This is a genomic window from Blastococcus sp. SYSU D00695 (genome assembly GCF_054050555.1).
In genome coordinates this window covers 1-25561 of the sequence record NZ_JBJGZP010000030.1, presented here as the reverse complement: position 1 = coordinate 25561, position 25561 = coordinate 1, and the positions used below count along the sequence as shown (strand labels likewise).

At 76.3% G+C, this 25561-nt stretch carries 25 protein-coding genes; 10 read left to right on the top strand and 15 right to left on the bottom strand.

The features are described 5' to 3' along the window. Positions 1 to 16: 16 nt before the first annotated feature. Positions 17 to 280 (bottom strand): GlsB/YeaQ/YmgE family stress response membrane protein, encoded by a 264-nt coding sequence (locus ACI781_RS16595; protein ID WP_456567229.1) that lies wholly within the window; start codon positions 278 to 280, stop codon positions 17 to 19. Positions 281 to 431: 151 nt separating this feature from the next. Between ACI781_RS16595 and ACI781_RS16590 the strand changes: the two genes are divergently transcribed. The 3 genes from ACI781_RS16590 to ACI781_RS16580 all read left to right on the top strand — a co-directional run bounded on the left by ACI781_RS16590 (position 432) and on the right by ACI781_RS16580 (position 4067). Continuing rightward, entirely contained in the window at positions 432 to 2756 is a 2325-nt protein-coding gene (locus ACI781_RS16590; RefSeq protein WP_456567228.1) for a putative bifunctional diguanylate cyclase/phosphodiesterase, read from the top strand. Between the two features lie 88 nt (positions 2757 to 2844). Further along, positions 2845 to 3261 carry an S-adenosylmethionine decarboxylase gene (locus tag ACI781_RS16585; RefSeq protein ID WP_456567227.1) on the top strand — a complete coding sequence of 139 codons (417 nt, stop codon included), beginning with the start codon at positions 2845 to 2847 and terminating at the stop codon, positions 3259 to 3261. Continuing rightward, entirely contained in the window at positions 3261 to 4067 is an 807-nt protein-coding gene (locus ACI781_RS16580) for a hypothetical protein (protein ID WP_456567226.1), read from the top strand. Before ACI781_RS16585 ends, ACI781_RS16580 begins: the two co-directional genes overlap by 1 nt. 7 nt (positions 4068 to 4074) lie before the next feature. Here ACI781_RS16580 and ACI781_RS16575 read toward each other — a convergent pair whose 3' ends face one another. The 5 genes from ACI781_RS16575 to ACI781_RS16555 are packed head-to-tail and all read right to left on the bottom strand — an operon-like array spanning position 4075 to position 8094. Next, complete coding sequence (locus ACI781_RS16575; protein WP_456567225.1) at positions 4075 to 4650, bottom strand: dihydrofolate reductase family protein; 576 nt, start codon at positions 4648 to 4650, stop codon at positions 4075 to 4077. 37 nt (positions 4651 to 4687) lie between these two features. Then, positions 4688 to 5539 (bottom strand): ABC transporter permease, encoded by an 852-nt coding sequence (locus ACI781_RS16570; RefSeq protein ID WP_456567224.1) that lies wholly within the window; start codon positions 5537 to 5539, stop codon positions 4688 to 4690. Further along, positions 5536 to 6609 (bottom strand): ABC transporter ATP-binding protein, encoded by a 1074-nt coding sequence (locus ACI781_RS16565; RefSeq protein ID WP_456567223.1) that lies wholly within the window; start codon positions 6607 to 6609, stop codon positions 5536 to 5538. The genes ACI781_RS16570 and ACI781_RS16565 overlap by 4 nt, the downstream gene beginning before the upstream one ends. Continuing rightward, positions 6525 to 7595 (bottom strand): hypothetical protein, encoded by a 1071-nt coding sequence (locus ACI781_RS16560; RefSeq protein WP_456567222.1) that lies wholly within the window; start codon positions 7593 to 7595, stop codon positions 6525 to 6527. Before ACI781_RS16560 ends, ACI781_RS16565 begins: the two co-directional genes overlap by 85 nt. Continuing rightward, complete coding sequence (locus ACI781_RS16555) at positions 7579 to 8094, bottom strand: sigma-70 family RNA polymerase sigma factor (protein WP_456567221.1); 516 nt, start codon at positions 8092 to 8094, stop codon at positions 7579 to 7581. Before ACI781_RS16555 ends, ACI781_RS16560 begins: the two co-directional genes overlap by 17 nt. A 327-nt stretch (positions 8095 to 8421) precedes the next feature. Between ACI781_RS16555 and ACI781_RS16550 the strand changes: the two genes are divergently transcribed. The 3 genes from ACI781_RS16550 to ACI781_RS16540 all read left to right on the top strand — a co-directional run bounded on the left by ACI781_RS16550 (position 8422) and on the right by ACI781_RS16540 (position 10989). After that, a complete protein-coding gene (locus tag ACI781_RS16550; protein ID WP_456567220.1) occupies positions 8422 to 8742 on the top strand; it encodes a GNAT family N-acetyltransferase in 321 nt (106 codons plus the stop codon). Between the two features lie 74 nt (positions 8743 to 8816). Then, a complete protein-coding gene (locus tag ACI781_RS16545; RefSeq protein ID WP_456567219.1) occupies positions 8817 to 10184 on the top strand; it encodes a cryptochrome/photolyase family protein in 1368 nt (455 codons plus the stop codon). Further along, a complete protein-coding gene (locus tag ACI781_RS16540; protein ID WP_456567218.1) occupies positions 10177 to 10989 on the top strand; it encodes an Fpg/Nei family DNA glycosylase in 813 nt (270 codons plus the stop codon). The genes ACI781_RS16545 and ACI781_RS16540 overlap by 8 nt, the downstream gene beginning before the upstream one ends. 4 nt (positions 10990 to 10993) lie before the next feature. Here ACI781_RS16540 and ACI781_RS16535 read toward each other — a convergent pair whose 3' ends face one another. Further along, entirely contained in the window at positions 10994 to 11296 is a 303-nt protein-coding gene (locus tag ACI781_RS16535; protein ID WP_456567217.1) for a putative quinol monooxygenase, read from the bottom strand. An 84-nt stretch (positions 11297 to 11380) separates the two neighbouring features. On the opposite strand from ACI781_RS16535, the gene ACI781_RS16530 reads away from it, so the two are divergent. Continuing rightward, positions 11381 to 12778 carry an FAD-dependent oxidoreductase gene (locus ACI781_RS16530; protein ID WP_456567216.1) on the top strand — a complete coding sequence of 466 codons (1398 nt, stop codon included), beginning with the start codon at positions 11381 to 11383 and terminating at the stop codon, positions 12776 to 12778. Between the two features lie 5 nt (positions 12779 to 12783). On the opposite strand, the gene ACI781_RS16525 is transcribed toward ACI781_RS16530, so the two are convergent. Further along, positions 12784 to 13887: an inositol monophosphatase family protein gene (locus ACI781_RS16525; RefSeq protein ID WP_456567215.1), complete on the bottom strand. Its 1104-nt coding sequence runs from the start codon at positions 13885 to 13887 to the stop codon at positions 12784 to 12786. 84 nt (positions 13888 to 13971) lie between these two features. Between ACI781_RS16525 and ACI781_RS16520 the strand changes: the two genes are divergently transcribed. Further along, a complete protein-coding gene (locus ACI781_RS16520) occupies positions 13972 to 14898 on the top strand; it encodes a glycosyltransferase (protein WP_456567214.1) in 927 nt (308 codons plus the stop codon). Here ACI781_RS16520 and ppc read toward each other — a convergent pair. Continuing rightward, a complete protein-coding gene (ppc, locus tag ACI781_RS16515) occupies positions 14895 to 17741 on the bottom strand; it encodes a phosphoenolpyruvate carboxylase (RefSeq protein WP_456567213.1) in 2847 nt (948 codons plus the stop codon). The two genes, ACI781_RS16520 and ppc, sit on opposite strands and share 4 nt — an antisense overlap. Positions 17742 to 17797: 56 nt before the next feature. On the opposite strand from ppc, the gene ACI781_RS16510 reads away from it, so the two are divergent. Next, complete coding sequence (locus tag ACI781_RS16510) at positions 17798 to 18724, top strand: SMP-30/gluconolactonase/LRE family protein (protein ID WP_456567212.1); 927 nt, start codon at positions 17798 to 17800, stop codon at positions 18722 to 18724. Between the two features lie 82 nt (positions 18725 to 18806). On the opposite strand, the gene ACI781_RS16505 is transcribed toward ACI781_RS16510, so the two are convergent. From ACI781_RS16505 to ACI781_RS16490, 4 genes are all read right to left on the bottom strand, one after another. Then, positions 18807 to 19565, bottom strand: coding sequence for a tetratricopeptide repeat protein (locus tag ACI781_RS16505; protein WP_456567211.1), 759 nt, complete (start codon positions 19563 to 19565; stop codon positions 18807 to 18809). A 90-nt stretch (positions 19566 to 19655) separates the two neighbouring features. Continuing rightward, positions 19656 to 20636, bottom strand: coding sequence for a TIGR03557 family F420-dependent LLM class oxidoreductase (locus tag ACI781_RS16500; RefSeq protein WP_456567210.1), 981 nt, complete (start codon positions 20634 to 20636; stop codon positions 19656 to 19658). Positions 20637 to 20849: 213 nt separating this feature from the next. Then, complete coding sequence (locus ACI781_RS16495) at positions 20850 to 22037, bottom strand: ABC transporter permease (protein ID WP_456567209.1); 1188 nt, start codon at positions 22035 to 22037, stop codon at positions 20850 to 20852. Beyond that, the gene (locus ACI781_RS16490) at positions 22034 to 22960 is read right to left on the bottom strand and encodes an ABC transporter ATP-binding protein (protein WP_456567208.1); all 927 of its coding nucleotides are present in this window, start codon (positions 22958 to 22960) and stop codon (positions 22034 to 22036) included. Before ACI781_RS16490 ends, ACI781_RS16495 begins: the two co-directional genes overlap by 4 nt. A 35-nt stretch (positions 22961 to 22995) precedes the next feature. Between ACI781_RS16490 and ACI781_RS16485 the strand changes: the two genes are divergently transcribed. Then, positions 22996 to 23718 (top strand): UdgX family uracil-DNA binding protein, encoded by a 723-nt coding sequence (locus tag ACI781_RS16485; RefSeq protein WP_456567248.1) that lies wholly within the window; start codon positions 22996 to 22998, stop codon positions 23716 to 23718. 31 nt (positions 23719 to 23749) lie between these two features. On the opposite strand, the gene ACI781_RS16480 is transcribed toward ACI781_RS16485, so the two are convergent. Beyond that, positions 23750 to 24301 (bottom strand): RNA polymerase sigma factor, encoded by a 552-nt coding sequence (locus ACI781_RS16480; RefSeq protein WP_456567207.1) that lies wholly within the window; start codon positions 24299 to 24301, stop codon positions 23750 to 23752. Next, entirely contained in the window at positions 24298 to 25155 is an 858-nt protein-coding gene (locus ACI781_RS16475; protein ID WP_456567206.1) for a hypothetical protein, read from the bottom strand. Before ACI781_RS16475 ends, ACI781_RS16480 begins: the two co-directional genes overlap by 4 nt. Between the last annotated feature and the right edge of the window lie 406 nt (positions 25156 to 25561).

Here is a 25561-nt window from a genome sequence, read left to right as displayed (position 1 = left end):
GGGCCGTTCGGCCGGGTCAGCGCACCGCGCGGTGGCGCGAGCCGGCGACCGTCTCCGCGACGCCGATGAGCAGGACCGCGGCGACGACCGCGACGACGAAACCGAGGACGTTGAGCTCCCAGATGTCGCCCGTGCCGAGCGCGTTCGCGACGACACCCCCGATCACCGAACCGACCACTCCCAGCAGGAGAGTGGCCAGGATGCCCAGGTGCTGCCTGCCCGGGGTGATGAGGCGGGCGAGTGCACCGATGACGAGGCCGGCGACGAGGAATCCGATCATGAAGTGGCAGTACCTGGGTGGTCCGAGGGCCAAACGGTCCGCGGGACGCGGCGCTGCTCACACCGCGGTCCACGGCGGTGGCTCACCACTCCGGGTGAGGACCAGGCGCTCACCACTGGAGAGCCGTGCCCGACCGGCCGATGACGCAGGCATGGAGAGGCAGCAGCCGTTGGGCTCCCGGCGCGGTTCCCTGCTGCCCCTGTCCCTGACGATCGCGCTGACCGCGCTCTACGCCACCGGGCTGTGGAACCGCCCGCTCGACCCGGCCTGGGACCGGACGTACGACGTCGTCCTCTACAACCTGCCCTACCTCGCCGCGGCTGTCGCGTGCGTCGCGGCCGCCCGTCGGGTCCGCAGCGAACAGGCCGCGTGGCTCGGGCTCGCGCTGGCGCTGACGGCGGGCGCGCTGGGCAACGCACTGCGCGTGCTCTCCTCGGGCCTGGAGGGGAACGGGCCGGCATCCGGGCTGGCCAACGCGGTGTCACTGGCCGGCTACCTGACGATGTACGTCCCGGTCTTCGTGCTCATCCGCACCCGGGTCCCGCGGTTCCACCCGAGCATGTGGCTCGACGGCATCATCGGTGGACTCGGGAGCCTCGCCGTCGGCGTCGCCTTCGTCCTCGGGCCCTACCTGTACCCGGGCCCCGGCGACCCCGACGTGGCGCCGATCGACCTGGTGGCACCCACCACCACGGTGCTCCTGATCGCCGTGGTGATGGCGGTCGGCTCGATCCTCGGGGTCCGCCTCGACCGCACCTTCGTGCTGCTCGGCCTGGGCCTCCTCGGCATCTGCGCCTCCGAGATCGCCCTGTTCGCCCTGAAGGTCCAGGGCCGCTACGTCGACGGCGGCCCGCTGGAGCTGGGCTGGCTCGTGTGCATCGTCCTGGCCGCCGCGGCCGCCACGTTCACCCGCGAGCGCAGGATCGTCCCCGAGCGCAACAGCAGCTCCCGGCTGGGCTGGCGCCTGCTCGCCGTGCCGCTGATCTGCATCATCGCCAGCCTCGTCGTCCTCGGCGCCGGCTGGACCCACCCGATCCCGCCGGTCGCCGCCTGGCTCGCCATCGCCTGCGTGCTCGCCGGCATCGGCCGGATGGGCGTGACCTTCCACGAGGTCCGCGGCTTCAACGAGGTCAAGCTGGAGTCGCGCACCGACGAGCTGACCGGCCTGCCCAACCGCCGCGCCCTCATCGAGGAGGCTCAGCGGATCGTCACCGTCGCCCGCCCGGACCGGCCGGCCGCCTTCCTGCTGCTGGACCTCGACGGCTTCAAGGAGGTCAACGACAGCCTCGGGCACTCCGCCGGCGACGAGCTGCTGCGCCTGGTCGGCCCGCGGCTGGCCGGGTCCCTGCGCTCCGACGACGTGCTGGCCCGGCTCGGCGGCGACGAGTTCGCCGTCCTGCTGCCCCGCACCGGCGCCCAGGAGGCGCAGGCCCTCGCCGAGCGGCTGCGGGAGCTGCTGCTGGAGCCCTTCACGGTCGAGGGCGTCCGGCTGCACGTCGGTGTCAGCATCGGTGTCTCCACCACGCCGGTCCCGGCGAGCACCGTGGAGGAGCTGCTGCACTGCGCCGACGTCGCCATGTACAGCGCGAAGACCGCCCGCGAGGGCGTGCACCTCTACGTCCCCGACCCGGTCACCGGCACCGCCGGCAGCGACCGGTTGCGGACCATGGAGGAGCTGCGGACGGCACTGGAGACCGACGAGCTCGTCGTCTACCTGCAGCCGCAGCTGGGCCTGCACGACGGCGGGGTGGTGGGTGCCGAGGCGCTCGTCCGGTGGAACCACCCCACCCGCGGGCTGCTCTCCCCCGCCCACCTGCTGCCCGCGGCGGAGCAGGCCGGGCTCCTGCGGCCGCTGACCGACCGGGTCCTCGAGCTGGCCCTGGCTGCCACGGCCCACTGGTGGGCCGAGCGGCGGGTGCCGGTCTCGGTGAACCTGTCGGCGGCCAACGTCACCGACCTCGACCTGCCCGAGAAGGTCGAGGCCGCGCTGCGGCGGCACGGCCTCCCCATGGAGGCCCTCACGCTGGAGCTGGTCGAGGACACCCTCATGGCCGACCCGGAGCGCGGCCGCACCGTGCTGGCCGACCTGCGCCGGCTCGGCGTCCGGACGTCGATCGACGACTACGGCACCGGGTACAGCTCGCTGGCCTACCTGCGGCACCTGCCCGCCGACGAGCTGAAGCTCGACCGCACCCTGACCGCCGACGTGGACCGGGACCCGCGTGCGGCGGCCATCGTCCAGCACACCGTCGCCCTGGCCCACGAGCTCGGCCTCACACTCGTGGCCGAGGGCGTCGAGACCCTGGCGACCAGCGCGACGCTGGCCCGGCTCGGCTGCGACGTCGCCCAGGGCTACGCGATCGCCCGCCCCATGCCGGTCGGCGACTTCCTCGCCTGGCTGGCCGCCGCCGACACCGGCCTCATCGGCACGACCCTGATCCCTGACCTGCGGGTGGGCATCGGACCGTCCCGCTGAGCCGCCGAGACGGACGTCTCCGTTCCGCTGGGGCGACACGCCGGACCCGGTGGACGGCCGCACCTGGACGCTTGACCAGGATGGAGGGGTGACACCGCTTTCCTCCCCCGCCGACCTCGCCCGTCCCCGCCCGGTCCCGGGCTCCTCCGCGACCACGGACGACTGGCACGACCTCGCCCCCGAGATCCTGCGGCAGCGACTGGTCGTCGAGGGCGTCCCGGGCGCCCCCGTGGACGACGAGCAGATCCGGCGCTACCTCTCCGGGCTCTCGCGGGAGGTCGAGATGGTGCAACTCCTCGAGCCGGTCACCCACCGCTCCGACCTCTACGGCTGGGCCGGGTGGATCCACTGGGAGACCTCCGGCGCGCACTTCTACGCCTGGGAGCAGCCCCGCCTGTTCTTCTCCGTGGACATCTACACCTGCAAGGCCTTCGACCCCGACGCCGCCGTGGCCTTCACCCGAGACTTCCTCGCCGCCCGCACGATCGTCGCCAGGTCGTTCTGATGGCGCTGCGACTGCTGGTGGCCCACACCCCGGCCGAGCGGGACGCGGCGCGGCGTGTCGAGGGCCGGGTCTTCCTCGAGGCATTCGGCAACACCCCCGAGATCATGGAAGCCGAGTACGGCGACCACGAGGACCGCTCGCGCTTCGTCACCGTCATCGACGACGCGGACGGCTCGGCACTGGGGACCGCCCGGCTGATCCTCCCGGACGACGCCGGCACGATGAAGACGCTCGTCGACATCGCCACCGGCCCCTGGGGGCTGTCGGCGGCTGACGCGCTGGCAGCAGCGGACCTGACCGGACGACGGGTCTGGGACGTGGCCACGCTCGCCGTGGACCCCCGCTTCCGGGCGGGGAGCGCGGGAGCCGAGGTCAGCCTCGCCCTGTGCCACGGCATCTGGCGATTCACGCGCAACTGTGCTGTCGACGGGCTCGTGACGATCCTCGACGACACCGTCCTGACCCTGGTCCAGGCGATGGGCCTGGCCTGGTTCCCGATGGCCGGCGCCACCTCCCACCCCTACCTCGGGTCCCCCGCCAGCACCCCCTGCGTGTTCGTGCACGCGACGGCGGAGCAGCACATGCGCGCCACGCAGCCCGATCTCATGCCCGCACTGGACGACGGCGTGTTCGCCTCGATCACCGTCGACCCGGCCGACTTCTCCCCCGACCGCGGCGCCCTGCTCTCCGAGCCCGACCCGCTGCCGCGCAGCCCCGCACCGCCCCGCCGCGACACCACCGGCTGGCGGCCGCCGACGGAGCGGCGGGCCGCGGCGCGGACCGCGACACCGGCCGCCGGCGACTGAGCGCCGCTCAGCCCGCGACGTCGTAGGTCAGGTGCACCGCGGTCGCCGACACCCGCACCTCGCGCTGGACCAACCGGTGCCGGCCGGCCGCGGCGAACAGCGGCGTCCCCGCGCCGAGCAGCTCCGGTGCCAGGTGCAGCCGGAGCCGGTCGAGCAGCCCGACGGCCAGGCAGCTGCCCACCAGCGCGCCGCCGCCCATCACGTACACGTCGCGCCCACCCGCGGCCGCGCGAGCCGCCCCGACGGCGGCCGCGGGCCCGTCCGGCACGAAGGTGACGTCGTGCGTGCCGGCCAGCCGGACGTGCGCCGGCCGGGACGAGGTGACGACGACGAACGGCGGCCGGCGGTCGAACCGGGCGCCGTAGCCGAGCCCGTCGCGCCAGCCGTCCGGCCCGTCGACGGCGTCGAACGTCCGCCGCCCCATGACGACGGCGCCGGCCTCGACCGCGACGCTCTCCAGCTCGGCGGCGTCGACCGGGTCGTCGCTGGCCAGCGCCCACCGGTGCAGCGCCTCGACGCCGTCCCCCTCGCCGGCGACGAACCCGTCGACCGACACGGTCATGTCCCCGATCACTCTGCTCATGGGGGACATGACCGGCGGAGCGGCCGGGACCGAGCGGTCAGACGTCGCGGCGGGTGAGCACCAGCGCGGTCAGGCCCCACACCATCGCCGTCCAGAACACGGTCCACAGCAGGTAGGGCGCGGCCAGCGGCGCCTCGCTGAGGAACGGGAAGCCCGAGCCCTCGGCGCCGATCGTGGCCAGCGCCGACGGGTCCTGGAAGGCGTGCATCGCGCCGCGCCACAGCCCGTCGGTGGGCAGCAGCGCCCGCGACACGGTGCCGACCCGCTCGACCCCCTCGTTGCCGAGCACCTGGCCGACGTTGCCCACGATGCCGGCCACCCAGGTGGCGCCGAACAGCCCGACGGCGACCACCCCGGAGGCCATCGGCGACACCACGCTGGACAGCAGCAGGCCCAGGGTGAGCAGCACGACCGTCTGCCCGGCCAGCAGCACCAGCCCGGCCAGCGGGTCCGGCGGCCAGTAGCCGACCGTCCACCGGACGACGGCGAACTGCGCCAGCCCCGCGACCAGCACGTACCCGCTGCCGACGGCGACCAGCCCCAGCCACTTGCCCAGCAGCGCCGCCGACCGCCGCACCGGGCGCGCCAGCAGCGACAGCGCCATCCCCGACTCGATCTCACCGGCGACGGTCGGGCCGGCGAGGAACGCGGTGCCCAGCGCCGCGATCAGGCTCAGCCCGAACATCACCAGGTTGACCAGCTGGGAGGCGATCAGCCGGGCCTGGCCGGAGGTCAGGTCGCCGAAGTCGGTGTCCAGGCCGGTGAGCTTGGAGAAGCCCCACCCGGAGAGCACGAGCAGCGCGAGGGTGAGGACGGCCAGCGCCCACAGCACCCGGCGCCGCGCGGCCTCGCGGACGGTGAGCCGCGCGATCGTGAGGACGCCGGTCACCGGGCGCCCTCCCCGTGCCCGGCCCGCAGGATGCCGAGCAGCCGCTCCTCCAGGCTGATCCGCGCCGGCTCGACCGCGTGCACGCCGACGCCCAGCGCCACCAGGTCGGCCACCAGCGCGGGGACCGCGGCGCCGTCGTCGTCGGGCGGCAGCACGACCGTGAACCGCTCCTCGCCGCGCGGGGCCGCCTCGCCGGAGACCTCCCCGGCCGCCGCCAGCCGCGCCCAGGCGCGGCCGTCGACCCCGGTCAGGTGCAGCCGAACCTCCCGGCGGCCCAGCAGCTCGGCCAGCGTGCCCGCGGCGGCCACCCGCCCGGCGTCGAGGATCACCACCCGGTCGCAGACCCGCTCCACCTCGCCGATGAGGTGGGAGTTGAGGAGCACGGCCACGCCGCGCTCCCGCAGCGACAGCACCAGGTCGCGGACGTCGACCCGGCCGATCGGGTCGAGCGCGCTCGTCGGCTCGTCCAGGACGACCAGCTCGGGGGCGCCGACCAGCGCGACGGCCAGGCCGAGCCGCTGCTGCATGCCCTTGGAGAAGCCGCCGACGCGGTCGGCAGCCCGCCCGTCGAGGCCGACGGTGGCCAGCCGCTCGCGGCCCTCCGCCTCGCCCAGGGGGACGCGGGCCAGCCGGGCGTGCAGCGCGAGGACCTCCGCGGCGGTCAGCCACGGCTGGTAGCGGAACAGCTCGGGCAGGTAGCCGACCCGCGCCCGCGACCTCGGGTCGGTGCCGGGGCGGCCCAGCAGCATGACCTCGCCGGCGTCGGGCCGGACCAGCCCCAGCAGCATCTTGATGACGCTGGTCTTGCCCGCGCCGTTGGGGCCGAGCAGCCCGACCACCTCGCCGCGGCCGACGGTGAGGGAGACGCCGTCGACCGCCGTGCGGCGCCGGTAGCGCTTGCGCAGCCCCGAGCACCAGACGGCGGGCGACTCCGGCAGCTCCGCCAGCAGCTGGGCGGCGCTGCGCGGGTCGCCCGCCGCCGCCGTCAGCGCAACCCCCGGGCGACGGCGAGCACCTCGTCGGTGCTGAGCGCGCCGGCCACGCCGGTGACGACGCCGTCGTCGACCCACACCACCGCGGCCACGGCACCGTCGCGGGAGGCCAGCACGGTGGCCGTGGCGCCGTCCACGTCGGCCGTCGAGCTGGTCACCATGTCGGCCGGCACCGGCAGCGGCAGCGTCGTCCCGTCGGCGGCGAAGGTCTGCAGCTGCTCGGCGACCTCGGCGGGCAGGCCGGGCAGCGACAGCAGGTAGTCGCGCACCGTGGTGAAGGGGACGCCGTCGGACTCCGCGGTCGGGGCCACGGCCCGGCCGACCGCCAGCACCGGGATCCCCGAGCGCTGGGTCCAGACGGCGGCCACGGCGGGCCCGGCCTGCAGCCGCACCCGGCTGCCGTCCAGGCCCGGCGGCGGGACGGGGAGCTCCTCGCCGGAGGCGGCCGCCGTGGCCGCGGCGTCGGCGGCGGAGAAGGTGAAGACGGCGCTGACCGGGTCGACCACCAGGTGGGTGGGGTCCCCGTCGACCCCGGTCGGCAGGTCGGCCACCTCGGGCACGGTCAGACCGGTCCGCTGCTCCGCCGTCGCGGCGTCGGGCACCTCGACCGGCTCGGGCCGCCCGCTGGTCTCGAGGTCGCCGAAGTCCGACAGGTCGGGCAGCGCCACCAGGTCGGTGCGGTCGAACGGGACGGCCTGCACCTGCTCGGTGCGGAACACCGGCAGCCAGTCGTTGGCCGCCGCGACCCCCGCGCCCGACAGCACGACGGCGGCGCCGAGCGCGGCGACGGCGGGCCGGCGCAGCGCCGTCCCCCACCGGCGGCGGGCCCGCGCCGGCGCCCGGCCGGCCGGGGTGGCGGCGGCCAGCCGCGCCCAGGCGGCCGGCACGTCGGGTGCCGGGGCGGCGGCACCGAGCGCGGCGGCGGCGACCCGGGCGTCGGCCCGCGCCTCCTCCAGCCCGGCGAGGCAGGGGGCACAGCCGGCGACGTGCGCGCGGTCGGCGTCGGCGACCCCCGCCGGCTCGTCGACCAGGCGGCGCAGCACGCCCTCACTCGGATGACGCATCGCGGTCCAGCTCCTTCCGCAGTCGGGACTCGGCGCGTCGCACGGTGGTGCCGACGCTGCCGGGGGACAGATCGAGGGCGGCCGCCACCTCGTCGTAGGTGAGGCCGCTGTGCCGCAGGACCAGGACGAGCGCCGCGCGGCGGGGCAGCCGGGCGAGCGCGGCACGCACCCGCCGGTGCTCCTCGCGGGAGACGACGGCGTCGGCGACGTCGGCGACCTCGGCCGGCTGCTGCCGGCCGGCGGCGTCCTCCCGGGCGCTGCGCCGGCGGCCGGAGCGGATCAGGTTGAGCGCGGTGTGCGCGGCGGCCACGCTCAGCCAGCCGCCCGCCTCCCCCGCGGGGACCGCGGAGCGGCCGAACGCGAGGAACACCTCCTGGGCGACGTCCTCGGCCTCGTCGCGGGAGCCGAGCACCCGGGTGGCGACGGCGACGACCCGCGGGTAGTCGCGGCGGAAGACGGCCTCCAGGTCGGGCCGGACGCCCCCGGCGCGCTCTCTCACCCGTCCCCTCGGCGCCGCGACGGGGACGCCGTCGACCGCCCACCGAGCGTGCTGCACCAGGTCCACGTCCACTGAGCACCGCCGGGACCGCGGATGTGACACGACACCGGGCGAGGATGCCCCGGCGCGGCGTCGGCCCGCCCGGACGCGGCGTCGCGCGCGCCGCACCACCCCGACGATGTGAGGTCTGTCACTCACTCCGGTGACGGGCGCCACGCCCGTCCGCGAAACCGGGACTTCCTGAGGTCCTGAGGCGTTACCGTTCTGATACGTACGGTGTGCCCCGGCAACGGCGCCGGAGGACGGCGGAAGGGTGGGCTCAGCACGATGGAGACGACTGTGGTCGACGTCCCCGACCGGGGACGGTTCGAGGTCCGGCTCGGCGAGCGCGTCGTGGGGCTGGCGAGCTACCACGTCGACGGCGGCGTCATGACGCTGCCGCACACCGAGGTCGACCCCGGCGTGGGCGGCCGCGGCATCGGGAAGGCCCTGGTCGCCGGTGTCCTCGACGCCGCGCGCGAGCGCGGCCTGCACGTCCTCCCCTACTGCTCGTTCATCCGGCACTACATCCAGCAGCACCCGGACTACCTCGACCTCGTCCGGGACGAGGACCGCCCGCACTTCGGCCTGGCCACCGCCGAGGCCTGAGCCGCCCGGGCCGAGGAGCCCGTTCCCGCGATCCGATCGCGCACCACCGAGATCGGGGACATAACGTGGCGCGGGTGCCCCCCAGCGTCCTGTGGTTCCGCCGTGACCTGCGGCTGGGCGACCACCCGGCCCTGCTCGCCGCCCTCGCGGCCGCCGGGGAGGGCGGCGGTGTCCTGCCGCTGTTCGTCGTCGACCGGCGGCTGTGGGGGCCGTCGGGGGCGCCGCGGCGCGAGTACCTGCGGCGCTGCCTGGCCGACCTGCGGGAGTCCACCGGCGGGGCGCTGGTCGTCCGCTCCGGCGACCCGGCCGAGGTGGTCCCGGCCGTGGCCCGCGAGGTGGGCGCCGCGACCGTGCACGTGTCCGCCGACACCGGGCCCTACGGCCGCCGGCGCGACGTCGCCGTCGAGCGCGCCCTGGGGGACGTCGCGCTCGTCCGCACGGGGTCCCCGTACGCCGTCGGCCCCGGGCTGGTGACCAAGCGCGACGGCACCCCCTTCCAGGTCTTCTCCCCCTTCGCCCGCGCCTGGCGCGAGCACGGCTGGCCGGCCCCGGCGGCCCGGCCGGACGACGTCGCCTGGTGCCGCGGCCCCGCATCGGAGGACCTGCCCCCGGCCCAGGACCTCGGCGGCACGCACCTGCCGCCGGCCGGCGAGGCCGCCGCGCACGAGGCCTGGGACCGCTTCCGCGAGCTGCGCCTGTCCGGCTACGCCGAGGGGCGCAACCTGCCGGCCGGGGACGGCACCAGCCGGCTGTCCCCGCACCTGAAGTACGGCACCATCCACCCCCGCACGCTGCTGGCCGACCTCGCGGCCGAGGAGCAGACCGAGGCGGTGCGCCGCTACACCGACGAGCTGGCCTGGCGGGAGTTCTACGCCGACGTGCTCTGGCACCGGCCGGAGACGGCGCGCGAGTACCTGCGACCGGAGCTGCAGGCCCTGGGCTACGACTCCGGCCCGCACGCCGAGGAGCTCGTCCGCGCGTGGGAGGCCGGCCGCACCGGCTTCCCGATCGTCGACGCCGGCATGCGGCAGCTGCTGGGCGAGGCGTACGTGCACAACCGGGTGCGGATGATCGTCGCCTCGTTCCTGGTCAAGGACCTGCACCAGGAGTGGACGCGGGGCGCCCGGTACTTCATGCGGCACCTGGTCGACGGCGACCTGGCCAGCAACAACCACGGCTGGCAGTGGGTCGCCGGCACCGGCACCGACGCCTCGCCGTACTACCGGGTCTTCAACCCGGTCACGCAGGGGAAGAAGTTCGACCCGGACGGGGAGTACGTGAAGCGCTGGGTGCCGGAGCTGCGGGACCTCGACGCTCGCCACGTGCACGAGCCGTGGACGGCGCCCGGCGGCGTGCCCGCCGGCTACCCGCAGCCGGTCGTCGACCACGCCCACGAGCGGCGGGTGGCCCTGGAGCGGTTCGAGCGGGTGCGTCGTGCCTGAGGGCCACACCCTGTTCCGGCTGGCCCGCGAGCAGCAGGAGGCCTTCGCCGGCCGGCCGGTGCACGTGACCAGCCCGCAGGGCCGGTTCGCCGCCGGCGCCGAGCTGCTCGACGGCCGGGTGCTGGAGGAGGTGACCTCCCACGGCAAGCACCTGTTCGCCTGCTTCGGCGCCGACACCCTGCACGTGCACCTGGGCCTGTACGGGACCTACACCAGCGGCACGGGCACCCCTCCCCCGCCGCGCGGCGCGCTGCGGATGCGCTGGGAGGGTCCCGGCGCCGACGGGCAGGGCGTCTGGACCGACCTGCGCGGCGCCACCGCCTGCGAGGTGCTGACCGCACCGGAGGTCGACCGGATCCTGGAACGGCTGGGCCCCGACCCGCTGCGCGCCCGCAGCCGGGACGGCGCCGCGGCCCACCGGCGGGTCGCCGGCAGCCGCACCGCCGTCGGCGCGCTGCTCATGGATCAGTCGGTGCTGGCGGGCGTCGGCAACGTGTACCGCGCCGAGATCCTCTTCCGGCACCGGATCTCGCCGTTCCGCCCGGGGCGCGCGGTCGGCGCCGAGGAGTGGTCGCTGCTGTGGGCGGACCTGGTCACGCTCATGCGGTCCGGCGTCCGGCTGGGGCGGATCGTCACCACCCGCCCGGAGGACCGCACCCGGCGGCGCGGGGCCGTCACCCGGGCGGACGCGCACTACGTCTACCGCCGCACCGGGCTGCCCTGCCGGGTCTGCGGCACCGAGGTGGCGACCCGGGAGATGGTGGGCCGCAACCTCTACTGGTGCCCGGCCTGCCAGGCGGCGTGAGCGGCTAGACCTCGCCCTTGGTGCCGGCCGGCACGGGGGTGAGCACCTGCACCTCGGGCGGTCCGGCCACCTTGCCGGCCAGCCGCGCCCCGAGGGCGGCGAGCGCCGGCGCCGTCCCGTGCGCCCGCAGCGCCTCGGGGCTCGCCCACTTCTCCACCATCACCAGCACCCCGTCGGCCTCGTGCAGCGCGTACAGCTCGCAGCCGGGCTCCTCGTGGACGGCGGGCAGCGCCTCGAGGACGGCCTCCCGGACGGCGTCCAGGTGCTCGGGCAGGGGACGGATGTGGGCGACCACGACGACGGACACGCGCGGGTTCCTCCTCGACGGCTGCGCCCGCCGGGCGGGCCGCGGTGGTGGCGCATCCCGTCCGGGCGGGTCAGGATGCCGATCATGACGGACGCCGAGGAGACTGCCATCACACCCGCCGCCCGTCGCCTCCGGGTGGCGATCGTCGGAGCCGGCCCCGCGGGCATCTACGCGGCCGAGGCCCTGACCCGGCAGACCGACGTCCCGGTGTCGGTCGACCTCATCGACCGGCTGCCCACGCCGTTCGGGCTGGTCCGGCACGGCATCGCCCCCGACCACCTGCGGATGCGCGCGATCCGCTCGACGCTGCTCCACGTCCTCGACCACGAGCACGTCCGGTTCGTGGGCAACGTCGAGATCGGCACCGACCTGGACCTGCACGAGCTGCGCGACTCCGTCGACGCCGTCGTCTACACCTACGGCGCCTCCCGCGACCGGGCGCTGGCGATCGAGGGCGAGGACCTGCCCGGCAGCATCGCCGCCACCGACCTCGTCGGCTGGTACTGCGGGCACCCCGACGCCGACCGGGCCCGGATCGAGGCCGCGCTCACCGGTGTGCGTTCCGCCGTGGTGGTCGGGGTCGGGAACGTGGCCCTGGACGTGGCGCGGGTGCTGGTCCGCACCGCCGCGGAGCTGGAGCCCACCGACATGCCGCAGCACGTCATCGAGGCCCTCACCGCGGCCCCGGTGGAGTCGGTGACCGTGCTGGGCCGGCGCGGCCCGGCGCAGGCCAGCTTCACCACCAAGGAGCTCGACGAGCTCGCCGACCTCGCGCACGCGACCGTGCTGGTCGACCCGGCGGACCTGCCCGACGAGGGCGAGCCGGCGCCGGCCGACCGGCTGAAGGCGCGCAACGTGAAGGTGCTGCGCGAGTACGCCGGCAACGCCGCCGAGCCCGGCCGCCCGACGCTCGCCCTGCGGTTCTTCGCCCGCCCGGTGCGCATCCTCGGCGGGGACCGCGTCACCGGGGTCGAGGTGGAGCGGACCACCGTCGACGCCGAGGGCCGCGCGACCGGCACCGGGGAGTTCACGGTCCTGCCGGCCGACCTGGTGGTGCGCTCGGTCGGCTACCGCGGGCTACCGCTGCCCGGCCTGCCGTTGGACACCGCCACGAACACGGTGCCCAACGAGGCGGGGCGGGTGCTGCGCGACGGCGCACCGTCCACCGGCGAGTACGTGGCCGGCTGGATCAAGCGCGGCCCGACGGGCGTCGTCGGTACCAACAAGCACGACGCCCGCGAGACGGTGGCGACGCTGCTGGCCGACGTGCGCGACGGGCTGGTCCCCCTGGGGGGCGACGAGGACGACCTGGTGCGCACCCTGCGGGCCAAGGGCGCCGAGCCGGTGCTGCTGTCCGACTGGAAGGCCATCGACGCCGCCGAGGTCGCCCTCGGCGCCACCCGCGGCCGGGAGCGCACGACGCTGCACGAGCGCGACGCGCTGCTCGCCGCCGCCCGCGCCGCCGCCGCCGCGAGGGACTGACGCGCTCAGCGCCGGGTGACCGCCTCGATCAGCTCCCGCGCCGCCTCCTCGGTGCCCGCGGCGGCGAAGCGGATCTTCGTCTCGGTGTCCGGCTCCAGCCGCAGCGGCGCCCCGTCGGCGGTCAGCGCGACCCCGCCGGCCGCCGCGAGCACGGCCAGGCCGCCGGCGACGTCGTGCACGTGGGTGCCGGAGCGGTCCAGGTCGTGCCAGGCGGCGGCGGAGCCGTCGGCGACCAGGCACACCTCCACCGCGGTGCAGCCGGTGACCCGGATCCGGCGGGCCGTGGTGGGCACGCCGACGTGCCGGCCACCGGGCGCGCTGGGGACGACGACGGTCGTGCCGGCGCGCGGGCCGATCGGGACGTCGTCGCGGCGGGCCCCGGAACCGACCGACCCCGACCAGCGGCGCCCCGAGGACAGGTCGACCACCACCCCGGCGACGGCGTGCCCCTCGTGCACCAGCCCCGCGGAGAACGCCCACGGCGGCAGCCCCGCGCGGAAGTTGCCGGTCCCGTCGAGCGGGTCGAGCACGATCCACGGCTCGCCCGGCTCGACCGCGACGTCGAGCCGCTCCTCGCTCAGCACGGGCACCTCCAGGGCGGCGAGCACGCCGACCGCGGCGGTGTGCGCGGCCTCGTCGGCGGCCAGGGCGGGGCTGCCGTCGGCCTTGACCCGGTCCTCGCCCGTGCCGCGGGCGAGCGCGACCGCCGTCTCCACGCGGGTGGCGGCCAGCGCCGCGGCGGCGAGGAACCGGTCGACCAGCGGCTCCCCGCGGCCAGGCTGCGCGACCGGCCGCACCCCGCGGCCCCCGGGCCGGTCGCGGACGCGGTCGCAGCCCCAGCCCACCGCCGTGGCGCCCACCGCCGGGTGGTCGGGGCCCATGCCGGCGGCGGCCAGCACCACCGCCTCCGGTGTCCCCTCGACCGTCCACTGCCGGCGCAGCAGCACGGCCTGGCCCGGGCCACCCGCGAGCACCCGGTAGGCCGGGTCGCTGACCGCCGGCGCCAGCGCGGCCGGGGCGAGCCCCAGGTCCGCGGCCGCGCGCTGCAGCACCTCCCCACCGGTGGCCGCGACGGCGACGCCCTCGGCTGCTGCTCCCCTGCTGCCCACGAGCACCGACCCTGCCCCGTCGGCGCCCGGACCGCAGGGCGGCGCGCGGTGGCGGGCCCGGTCCCGGCCTGCGCACAGTGCAGCGTGCCGACGAACCCGCGGGCCGACCTCGACGACGTCGACGTCGTCTTCCTGGTCCACCGCGAGCCCCCGCCGCTGCTGGCCCGCCACCACGCCGCGGTCGCGGCCGACACCGGGCCGGGCTGGCGCGGCGGTGCGCTGCTCGTGGAGAACGCCGCGACCCCGGCGACGTCGGCGGCCGCCCGCGCCGCCCTGCGCGCGGGGTACCCGGCGGCGACCCGCCGGGTTCTGGCCTCCCCGCGCAACCTCGGCTTCGCGCGGGCCATGGACCTCGCGCTGGACGCCTGCCGCGGCCGCTACGTCGCCCTGGTCAACTCGGACGGGGAGCCGGAGCCGGGCATGCTCCGCCGGCTCGCGGCGGCCCTGGACGCCGAGCCCCGGGCGGTGTGGGCCGCGCCGGCCGTGCACGGCCCCGGGGAGGACGACGACCCGCCGGGCCCGCCGCGGCCGGTGGACGAGCTCGGCGGCACCGCGGTGCTGGTGCGCCGAGCGGAGTTCCTCGCCGCGGGCGGCTTCGACCCCGCCTACTTCTTCTACAACGAGGACCGCGACGCCTCCCGCCGGCTGCGCGCGGCCGGGCACCTGCTGCTGCGCGTCCCCGACGCCCGCTTCCGGCACGGCAAGGGCGGCCGCACCGCCCGCGGCGTCCTGCTCCGCGAGTGGCACTACGCGCGGACCGTGCAGGCCCTGGTCCCCCAGCACGCGACCCGCCCCGTGCCCGAGACCCTCGCCCTCCTCGCCGGCCGGCCGCGCGCGCTGCTCGCCCACCTGCGCGAGGGCGACCTGCCCGGCGCGGCCGGGCTCGCACTGGCGCTGCCGGAGCTGCCGCGCGGGCTGGTGCTGGCGGCCCGGCGCCGGCACCGGCCGTGGGACGGCGCCCGGCTGGCCCGGTGGCTGGACGGCGCCCGGCTGCCGGTGACCGCGCTCTAGCCGGAGTTGCGCAGCGCGGTGGCGATGCCGTTGATCGTCAGCTGGATGTTGCGCCGGACCAGCTCGTCGTCGTCGCCGTCCCGCCGCCGGCGCAGCATCTCCACCTGCAGGTGGTGCAGCGGCTCCAGGTAGGGGAAGCGGTTGCGGATCGAGCGGGCCAGCGACGGGTTGTCGGCGAGCAGCGCGTCGTCGCCGGTGACCGCCAGCAGCATCCGGCAGGTGCGGGCGTGCTCGGCGGTGACCTGGTCCCACACCCGGGCGCGCAGCTCCTCGTCGGGCACGAGCTGCGCGTAGCGGGCGGCCAGCCCGAGGTCGGTCTTGGCCAGCACCATGCCCATGTTGGACAGCACGGTGCGGAAGAACGGCCACCGGCGGTGCAGGTCGCGCAGCCGCTGCAGCCGGCCCTCGTCGCCGTCGACCCACTCCTCCAGCGCGGCGCCGGTGCCGTACCAGCCCGGCAGCATGATCCGCGCCTGCGACCAGCTGAACACCCACGGGATCGCCCGCAGGTCGCCGATCGAGTCCCCGGCCCTGCGCGAGGGCGGCCGGCTGCCGATGTTCAGCTCCGCCAGCTCGCGGATCGGGGTGGCCGCGCGGAACCACTCCACGAAGCCCGGCGTCTCGTGCACCAGCCCGGAGTAGGCGCGGCGGGCGCGGCCGGCCAGGTCGTCGAGCAGGGCGTAGGCGTCCTCGGCGTCGTCCCCGAGCCCCTCGACGTCGAGCAGGCTGGCCTCCAGCGTGGCGGCGACCATGGCCTCGAGGTTGCGCCGCGCCAGGTCCGGGTCGGCGTACTTGGCCGCGATGACCTCGCCCTGCTCGGTGATGCGCAGCGAGCCGGCGACCGCCCCGGGGGGTTGCGCCCGGATCGCCTCGTAGCTGGGGCCACCGCCCCGGCCGACGGTGCCGCCGCGGCCGTGGAACAGCCGCAGCCGCACGCCCCCGGCGCGGGCGACCTCGACCAGCTCGAGCTCGGCCCGGTAGAGCGCCCAGTTGGCGGCGAGGTAGCCGCCGTCCTTGTTGCTGTCGGAGTAGCCGAGCATGACCTCCTGCAGGTCCCCGCGGCCGGCGACCAGCGCCCGGTACAGCGGCTGGGCCAGCATCGCGGCCGTCGTCGCGCCGGCCCGCTGCAGGTCGTCGATCGTCTCGAACAGCGGGGAGATGCCGACCGGGCAGGACGGCCGGCCGGCGGCGTCCAGCTGCAGCAGGCCGACCTCCTTCAGCAGGACGGCGACCTCCAGCACGTCGCTGACCGACCCGCACATGCTGATCACGTAGTTCGGGATGGCCTGCGGGCCCAGCAGCGCGACCTGGTCGGCGGCCGCCCGCAGCAGGTCCAGCTCGCCGCGGGCCAGCTCGGACAGCGCGGCGTCCGGCCGCACGAGGGGCCGGCGCAGCCGCAGCTCCCCGGCCAGCAGCTCCACCCGCGCGGCCTCGTCGAGCGCGGCGTAGTCGTCGCAGACACCGGCCCACGACAGCAGCTCGGCCAGCACCTCCTCGTGCACCGCGGAGTTCTGCCGCATGTCCAGGCCGCACAGGTGGAAGCCGAACACCTCGACGGCCTCGCGCAGGCGGGCCAGCCGGTCGTCGGCCAGGGCGCCGGCCCCGTGGCTGCGTAGCGAGGCGTCGACCACGGCGAGGTCGGCGAGCAGCTCGGCCGGGCCGGCGTACGGCTCCCCGTCCCTCCCGGCCGCGGTCCCACCGACGCCCCCGCCGCCGGGGACGTCGTCGTCCGGGGCCGCGCCGCCCGGGACCTCGCCCAGCACGCGCCGCGCCGTGGCCGCCAGCCGGGCGTGCACGCCGATCAGCGCCCGGCGGTAGGGCTCGTCGGCGCGGAACGGCGAGTCGTCGCCGGCGGCGTCGGCCAGCGCGTACAGCTCGGGCGTCGGCGCGACGAGCCGGTCGGACATCGACAGCTCCACGCGCAGCGCGACCAGCTCGGCCAGGTGGTGGCCCAGCGCGGTCGCCGCCTGGCGGGTGGTCGCCCGGCGGACGGCGTCGGCGCGGACGTTCGGGTTGCCGTCGCGGTCGCCGCCGATCCAGGAGCCGGGCTGCAGCATCGGCCGGTCCAGCAGCTCGGCGTCGGGCCAGCGGGCCCGCAGCGCCCGGCGCAGCTCCGCGTTGATCGCCGGGACGACCTCGAACAGCGACAGCTCGTAGTAGCGCAGCGCCTCGTCGATCTCGTCGGTCAGCCGCAGCCGGGACAGCCGCAGCAGCGCGGTCTGCCAGAGGGTGAGCACCGAGCGCCACAGCCGGCCCGCCCACTCCGGGTCCGCGCCGAGGTCCTCGGTGGAGCGGTCCCGGAGGCGGATCAGCTCGGTGACCTGCCGCTGCACCTGCGTGATCGTCTTGCGGCGCACCTCGGTCGGGTGCGCGGTGACCACGGGGACGACGAGCGCCCCGGCCAGCGCGCCGGCCACCGCGCCGGCATCGAGGTGCGCGTCGTCGAGCAGGGCGAAGGTGGCCGCCAGGCTGCCCGGCTGCGGCGGGGAGCCGCTGCGCCGGTGGAACCGCCGGCGCCGCTCGTGGTGGACGTCCTCGGCGAGGTTGGCCAGCAGCGAGAAGTGGCTGAACGCGCGGATGACGTGGTTGGCCGACCGCACGTCCAGCCCGCCCAGCTGCCCGGCGAGCTCGGCCCGGTCGACGTCGGAGCGGCGCACCCCGAACGCGGCCACCCGGGTGCGCTCGACGAGGTCGAGCACCTCCGCGCCGGACTGCTCGGCGATCACCTCGCCGAGCACCCGCCCCAGCAGCCGGATGTCCTCGCGGAGCGGGGCGTCGGTGCCGGCCTCCTCCTCCCGACCGTGCTGACGGAGGTCGGCGACGTCCACGGTGGCTTCGGACATGGCGGGAGTATGCCGCCGTCCGTGTGACGCGCGGGTGTCGTGGGGAGGACCGTCGCGTGCAGCGCCTGACCGCCACGCCCGCCGCCCCGTCCCCCGCCGCGCACGGGGAGGGCCCGCGGTGGGACGCCGCCCGCGGCGAGCTGCTGTGGGTGGACATCCCGGCCGGTCTGCTGCGGCGGGCGACGGTTCCCGCCGGCGGCGACGTCACCGAGGTGGCGGCGCACCGGGGCGGGGACACCGTGGGCGCCGTCACCCCGGCCGCGGCCGGCGGCTGGCTGCTGGCCGCCGGCGGCGGGTTCACCCACGTCGCGGAGGATGGCACCGCCCGGGTGCTGCTCGACCTGGCCGGCGAGGGCGGCGAGGCGTCCGGGGGCACCCGGATGAACGACGCCGCCTGCGACCCGGCCGGCCGCTTCCTGGCCGGCACGATGGCGTTCGACCAGCGGCCCGGCGCCGGCGCGCTCTACTGCCTGGACCTCGACGGCACGGTGCGCACCCTGCTCGACGGGCTGACGGTGTCCAACGGGCTGGGCTGGTCACCGGACGGCGGCACCTTCTACCTGGCCGACTCCGGGCCGGGGGTGGTGTGGTCCTGCGCGTACGACGTCGCCGCCGGCACGCTCGGCCCGCGCCGAGTCCTGCTGGAGTCCACCGGCGACGACGGTGTGGCCGACGGCCTGACCGTCGACGACGCCGGCTGCCTCTGGACGGCGCTGTGGGGCGGCGGCCAGGTGCGCCGCTGGTCACCGGACGGCGAGCTGCTCGCGGTCGTGGAGGTCCCGGTCGCGCGCACCTCGGCCTGCTGCTTCGCCGGCCCCGGCCGCGACCTGCTCGTGGTGACGACCTCCACCGAGGGGATGAGCGACGCCGAGCGGGCGGAGGAGCCGGACGCCGGCCGGCTGTTCACCGCCCGCCCCGGGGTGACCGGTCCCGCGGCGTCGTCCTACCGCGGCCCGCTCGCCGGCCTCCGCCAGCTCCCCTGACCTCCAGGCATGGGAGGCCATCCCCACGTCACAGCCGCCCGGACGTGGGGATCGCTTCCCATGCCGCGAGGGGGCGTCCCCGCTAGTCCTGGAGGTAGCGCAGGGCCGCCGTCGCCAGCTCGTCGCCGGCCGCGGCGCCCAGGCCGAACTGCTCGGCGGCGCCCTCGTGGTCCCCGCGGCCGACCAGCAGGACGCCGAGGTTGTGGTGGCAGCGGACGTCACCGGCCGCGATCCCGCTGCGGTAGGCCTCCTCGGCGGCCTCGTCGTCCCCGAGCTCGTCGCAGTACAGGTTGCCCAGCGGCAGCCACGCCTCGGCCTCGCCGCGCTTGGCGCCCACCTCCAGCTGGAAGCGGGCCTCGACCCCGCGGCCGGTCTCGCGCAGCAGGTCGGCGAGGTCCGCGCGGGCCGGCGGGAACAGGTGGGCACCGGCCCGCAGGGCCTCCTCCAGGCCGACGTCCTGCGTGCGGCACCACTCCCGGCAGGCGAGCACGGCCGCGGCGTGGGCGTCCCCGGCGTCGGCCGCGCCGCGCCAGGCGGCCAGCGCGCCGGCCTCGTCACCCATGTCGTCCAGGACGCGCCCCAGCGTCCGCCAGGCCTGCGCCTCCCCGCCGGCGAGCGCGGCCTCGTAGGCGACGCTCGCCTCGGACCACCGCTCCTGCGCAGCCAGGGTGTTGCCGAGGGCGAACGACGCCACCGCGTCACCGAGGGCCGCGGCCCGGCGGAAGCACTCCTCGGCCTCCGGCAGCCGCCCAGCGCCCACGAGGTCACGGCCGAGGGCGATGAGCGCGGGGGCGTCGGCGGCCGGCAGCAGCCGGAGGCGCTCGTCGAGGTCCTCGGTCATGCCGCCATCGTGCGGTGCGCCGGCGCGGCGTGGCGTCCTCCGAGGTGGTGACCTGACCCGATCGTGTCTCCCCCGCGGGTGGCGGGGAACTCAGCCGCCGAAGGCCTCCCGCCAGGCCGGCATCAGGTCGCGCTGCGCCCACTCCAGGTAGGGCGCCTGCGCGTCCCCGCCGATCTGCACCAGCGCGAGGTGGGTGAACCCGGCGTCGGCGTACTCCTGCGCGGCCTGGATGACGGCGTCGACGTCGGAGCCGCACGGGATGGCGCCGGCCACGTCGTCGGGCCGGACGAACTGGCTGGCGGCGTCGAACGCCGGCGGGCCGGGCAGCTCCGCGTTGACCTTCCAGCCCAGGCCGAACCAGCGGAACAGCCGGTGCGCCCGCTCGACCGCGGCGTCGCGGTCGGTGTCGTAGCTGATCGGCATCTGCGCGACCCGCGGCTTGCCGACCCCGCCGGCGTCGTCGAACCACTCGCCGAGCTCGGTCCGCGGCTCGGTGGCCACCATCGCGTCGCCGAGCTCACCGGCGATGCCGCAGGACTGCTGGCCGGAGACGGCCACCCCGATCGGCACCCGCTTCTCCGGGAGGTCCCACAGCCTCGCGGACTCGACGTCGAAGTGCTCGCCGCGGAAGTTGGTGTGCCCGTCGCCGTCGAACAGCTCGCGGATGATCTGCAGGGCCTCGACGAGCATCTCGTGCCGGACGTCGGCCGGCGGCCAGCCCGCCCCGACGACGTGCTCGTTGAGGTTCTCCCCCGCGCCGATGCCGAGGGTGAACCGGCCGCCGGACAGGATCTGCAGCGTCGCGGCCTGCTGGGCGACCACGACCGGGTGGTACCGCAGGATCGGGCAGGTCACGTAGGTCATCAGCGGGATGCGGTCGGTGGCCTGGGCGGCGGCGCCGAGGGTCACCCAGGCGTTGGGCGAGTGCCCCATCTCCTCCAGCCACGGGAAGAAGTGGTCGCTGCTGACCGCGAAGTCGAAGCCCGCCTGCTCGGCGCCGACCACGTGGCCCACCAGGTCCCGGGGCCCGGCCTGCTCGGTCATCATCGTGTAGCCCAGCTGCATCGCCATGCGCGGCCGCTACCCGGGGTCGGCGGCGGCCAACCCGGTCGGGCCGGCCCGGCGAGACCGGCCGGTCCGCCGCCCGCTCGGTCGGCGGCACTCTGCGGGCGGTTCCCCGAGGCTGCCGGCGGGATGTCGCCGGCTTCGTCCGGGATCCGCCGGCAGAGTGCGCCCCCGCCCCCGCCCCACCCCGCCCCGCCCCGCCCGGCCCGCTCCCGCCGGTCAGGCGCGCTCGGCGCGCAGCGCCTCCCGCAGCTTGGTCTTGCCGCTGGTCCGCAGCAGCGCCCCGGCGTACACCCGCCCGCCGAGGCGGACGACGAGCGCGACGGCGACCAGCATGAGGACGACGGCGAGGAGCACCTCCCACACCGCGGCCTGCCCGGCCGCCTGCCGCACCGGCATGACCAGCGGCGAGAGGCCGGGCACGAAGGAGGTGACCTGCGCCAGGGTGCTGCCGGGGTCACCGGCGGCCTGGATGCCGACGAAGAACCCGGCGACGAGCACGAGGGTCGTCGGCGTCAGCACGCTGCCCAGGTCCTCCTGCCGGCTGACCAGCGAGGCGGCGACGGCGAACACCGACGCGTAGAAGGCGTAGCCGAGCACGAACCACAGCACCACGGACACGACCGTGCTGATCAGCTCGCCCGGCACGTCGACGACGTCGAAGGCCAGGGCACCGGTCACGCCGATCACCCCGATGACGACGATCTGGGCCAGCCCCAGCACGCCGAGGCCGAGGATCTTGCCGGCCAGCAGCTGCCACGGGCGCATGGTGGCCAGCAGGATCTCCACCACCCGGCTGGACTTCTCCTCCACCACGCCCTGCGCCACGAACTGGCCGAACAGGATCAGCAGGCCGTAGAGGACGCCGATGCCGATGATCGCCACGACCACCCGCTGCCCGTCGCCCTCCCCGCCGTCGAGGGCGGTGACGGAGACCTGCGGGAGGGCGCCGGGGTCCACGCCGGCCTCGGCCAGCGCCCGGCCGAGGGAGACGCCGGCGACCGCGCCGCCGACGACCGACTCCAGCGTCGCGTCGCGGTCCCTGACCAGCAGCTGCGGGTCGGCGCCGGTCCCGCCGACGAGTGCGCCGTCGACGTCCTCGTCGTCCACCGCCTGCCGCGCGGCGGCCTCGTCGTCCAGGGCGACGATCGTGACGTCGACGCCCACCGCCTCGCCCTGCGCCTGGATCGCCGGGCCCAGCTCGGCGGCGTCGCCGACGACGCCGACCCGGCCCTCGTCCTCGCCCGAGCCGACGACGACCTGGAAGGCCATCACCCCGATCAGGACCAGGATGATCACGACCGAGCTGATGATGAAGTTCTTGTCCCGCAGCCGCGTGGAGATCTCCCGGCCGGCGACCAGCCGCACCAGCGCGGCGCTGCCCGGCGGGCGCTGCCTGTCGGTCACGCCGCGACCCCCGCGGCCGCCGGCGCCGGGGCCGGGTCGGCGACCGCCTCCCGGAACAGCTCCACCAGCGTCGGCTCCCGCCAGGCGAAGTGGGTGACCCGGCCCGTGCGCAGGGCCGCGGCCAGGACGGCCTGGTCGTCGGCGCCCGCGGCGAGCTCCAGCAGCGTGTCGCCGCCCTGCTGGGACACCACCCGCACGCCGGGCACCGCGGCGGCCCAGCCCGGCACGGCCTCGGGCGCGACGACCCGCAGCAGCCGGCCCGCCTCCCGGCGGCGCAGCTCCTCGACGGTGCCGCTGGCGACCATCCGGCCGCGGGCGAGGATCCCGACGGAGTCGCACAGCCGCTCGACGAGGTCCAGCTGGTGGCTGGAGAACACCACCGGGACGCCGTCGCGGCACTGCTCGAGCAGCGCCTCGGCCAGCGAGTCGACGCCGACGGGGTCCAGGCCGGAGAACGGCTCGTCGAGGATCAGCACCTCCGGCCGGCTCACCAGCGCGGCCGCCAGCTGCACCCGCTGCTGATTGCCCAGCGACAGCTTCTCGACGGCGTCCTTGCGGCGGCCGCCCAGGCCCAGCCGCTCGGCCCAGTGGTCGGCGGCGCGGGCGGCCGCGGCGGCGTCCATGCCGTGCAGGCGGGCGAAGTAGGTGAGCTGCTCGCCGACGCGCATCTTGGGGTAGAGGCCGCGCTCCTCCGGCATGTAGCCGATGCGCCGGCGGGCGGCCGCGTCGAGCGGGGTCCCGCGCCAGCGCACCTCACCGGCGTCGGGGCGGGCCAGGCCGAGCGCGATGCGCATCGTCGTCGTCTTGCCGGCGCCGTTGGCCCCGCAGAACCCGAACATCGACCCGGGCGCGACGGTGAAGCCGACCCCCTCCAGGACCCGGTTCCCGCCGTAGCTCTTGTAGAGCCCGTCGAACTCCAGCACGGTGCGTACCCCCTCGTCAGCGGTCCGCCGACCGTATCCGCCGCCTCCGACGGGCGCGGGAGCGCCCGGTGGGTTGTCATCGGGTCATGAGCCAGGAGAACCGGCCGGCAGAGCCTCCCCACGACGTCGGGCTCGACGGCCTCCGGGCGGCGGCCGCCGGGTGTCGCGCGTGCGAACTGTGGGAGCCGGCGACGCAGACGGTCTTCGGCGAGGGCCCGGAGACGGCGCGGGTCGTGCTTGTCGGCGAGCAGCCCGGGGACCAGGAGGACCGCCGCGGCGAGCCGTTCGTCGGGCCGGCGGGCCGGCTGCTCGACCGCGCCCTGGAGGCCGCCGGCATCGACCGCCGGGACGCCTACGTGACCAACTCGGTCAAGCACTTCCGGTTCACCCCGACCGGAAAGCGCCGCATCCACCAGACGCCGGGGCCCGAGCACATCCGCGCCTGCCGGCCGTGGCTGGACGCCGAGTTCGAGGTGCTCAAGCCCGAGGTCGTCGTCTGCCTGGGGGCGACGGCGGCGAAGGCCCTGATCTCGCCGTCCTTCCGCATCACGAGGGAGCGGGGGCAGCTGCTGCCGTGGACGCCGCCGGGCACCGCCGACGTCGACCCGGCCGACGACGACGAGGACGCCCCGCACCAGGCGTGGATGCTCGCCACCACGCATCCCTCGGCGGTGCTGCGGACGCCGGAGGACGCCCGCCCGGCCGCCTTCGAAGCGCTCGTGTCCGACCTGCGGGTGGTGGCCGGCGCGCTGGCCTAGTCGTCGTGTCCGGAGAGGTGGGGCCACGGCGTCAGACCCGGGCGGCCCTCGCGGGGGCGGTGGCGTCGGACGGGTCGTCGAGCAGGGCGCGAAGGCGCGGGTGCCGGGCGAGTCGAGCACGAGCGCGGTGCAGCCGCACTCGCGCCGTCCCCGCTGCGATGCCGACGACGCGCGCCGCCTCCGCCGTGCTCAGGTCCTCCCACGTCGTGAGGGTGACCAGTTCCCGGTCGAGGTCGCTGAGCGATTCGAGAGCACACCGCACGGCCTCACCTCGCGCGTCACGCTGTCCGCCGTCTTGGACGAGACGTTCCGGCGCGTCAGCGTCGGGGACTTGGCCCTCGGCGTTCGCCCGCTTCCATGCGAAGCGGTGGTGCTCGGCGAGCAATCGCCGAGCGACGCCGAACAGCCATAGTCGCCGCTCGTCGCCTGGCGGCAGGTCCGCGTGCCTCCGCCAAGCGATGAGGTAGACCTCGGCGAGCAGGTCGGCCGCGTCATGGGGCGCTGCACGGCGAGTCAGGTAGTCCAGGAGCGGCGCGCGAGTGTCGCGGAACAGGGCCTCGAACTCCCCCTGTTCGTCGCTCATCGGGCACCCGCGTAGTCGGGGTCGGTGCTGATGACCGGAAGGACCTCGGGCGAGCACTGGTGACCGATCGCGACCGCGTCGAGGACTCCCTGGCGGTCCCCGGACTGAGCAGCCTGGACCAGCGGGCGCAGCCACCCGTAGTAGGAGCCTCCAGCGCCGGAGTCCACGCCGGTGCTCGGATCCATCGGGTCGGGCTGGCCGTGATCCTCGTTGAACGTCTCGACTGGCTCCCAGGAGACCGCCTCGGCGAGCGTCCTCGCCGCCGCCTCGCGTGCCGCCAGGTCGGCGGAGTTGTCGTACGCCACCCAGGCGTCAGCCCAGGTGCAGATGGCGTTGCTGGCGGTGAAGGAGCGGAGGTGGCTCTCGGTGATGGTCGAGTCGCTGTCCTGGGGGAAGAAGTCCAGCGCGTAGTCGCGCTGCACTTCGTAGCCTGGTGCGAAGGGGATGTCGGCGGTCACTTCTTCGAAGACCTGACGCCGGTCCGTGCCGCCCAGGTCGAGGACCTCACCGGAGCCCCCGGCTCCGACCTCCCAGCCGGTCAGTTCCTCACCGGTCCGCGTCGAGAGGAACGCAGCCGCCGCCGTCCCGGCGCTCGCCACGACGACCGCCAGGGTCACCGACGCCACCTTGGCCGCCCGGCGGCGACGGCGAGCCGTCAACTCGCGGTCGGCGATCAGGGTGAGGCGGCGGTCGTGGACGGCGTCGTCGGAGGTCGCAGCGCCGTCATTGATGGACGCCTGCACCCGTGACCACACGTCGGCGAAGGTGCGCTCCTCCTGTGCGGGGTCCCGCTGGACCGTCGCTGCGCTGCGTAGCAGCGCGTCCAGGTCGTCGTGGACATCGGGGTCTCCCATCGTGCCGCCCTCCGTGTGCCGAGCCCGCGGTGCGCGAGGCCTCACTCACACATGTCGGACCGTTACAGGGCGAAGCCGGCGCTGGCGGTGAAGCCTGCCCAGAAGGGCTCGCCAGGACGTACCCCTCGGCCGTGCTCGTGGCCGACCTGCGGGTGGTGGCCGGCGCGCTGGCCTGAACACGCGCCGGGCGAGGTCCCGCCCTGTTACGGAACCTCTGAGTACTCTTCGCGGGCCCCGCCGGTCACGGCGGGGTGGGGCCCGGCCGGCCCTCGCCACTCTCGGGGGCGGGCGAGCCCGGCCGGGCCCCGCCCGCCGGGGGGGGGGGGCGGGGCGCGCGGGGGGGGCGGGTCAGGCCGAAAGTCGGCCGCCCGTGGGGGCAGGCCGCGCTGATGCAGCCGGGGGGGCT

Coding starts and splice junctions, on each gene's coding strand:
- ACI781_RS16595 (WP_456567229.1), bottom strand. CDS start 280: ATGATCGGATTCCTCGTCGCCGGCCTCGTCATCGGTGCACTCGCCCGC.
- ACI781_RS16590 (WP_456567228.1), top strand. CDS start 432: ATGGAGAGGCAGCAGCCGTTGGGCTCCCGGCGCGGTTCCCTGCTGCCC.
- ACI781_RS16580 (WP_456567226.1), top strand. CDS start 3,261: ATGGCGCTGCGACTGCTGGTGGCCCACACCCCGGCCGAGCGGGACGCG.
- ACI781_RS16575 (WP_456567225.1), bottom strand. CDS start 4,650: ATGAGCAGAGTGATCGGGGACATGACCGTGTCGGTCGACGGGTTCGTC.
- ACI781_RS16560 (WP_456567222.1), bottom strand. CDS start 7,595: ATGCGTCATCCGAGTGAGGGCGTGCTGCGCCGCCTGGTCGACGAGCCG.
- ACI781_RS16550 (WP_456567220.1), top strand. CDS start 8,422: ATGGAGACGACTGTGGTCGACGTCCCCGACCGGGGACGGTTCGAGGTC.
- ACI781_RS16530 (WP_456567216.1), top strand. CDS start 11,381: ATGACGGACGCCGAGGAGACTGCCATCACACCCGCCGCCCGTCGCCTC.
- ppc (WP_456567213.1), bottom strand. CDS start 17,741: ATGTCCGAAGCCACCGTGGACGTCGCCGACCTCCGTCAGCACGGTCGG.
- ACI781_RS16505 (WP_456567211.1), bottom strand. CDS start 19,565: ATGACCGAGGACCTCGACGAGCGCCTCCGGCTGCTGCCGGCCGCCGAC.
- ACI781_RS16500 (WP_456567210.1), bottom strand. CDS start 20,636: ATGGCGATGCAGCTGGGCTACACGATGATGACCGAGCAGGCCGGGCCC.
- ACI781_RS16480 (WP_456567207.1), bottom strand. CDS start 24,301: ATGAGCGACGAACAGGGGGAGTTCGAGGCCCTGTTCCGCGACACTCGC.
- ACI781_RS16475 (WP_456567206.1), bottom strand. CDS start 25,155: ATGGGAGACCCCGATGTCCACGACGACCTGGACGCGCTGCTACGCAGC.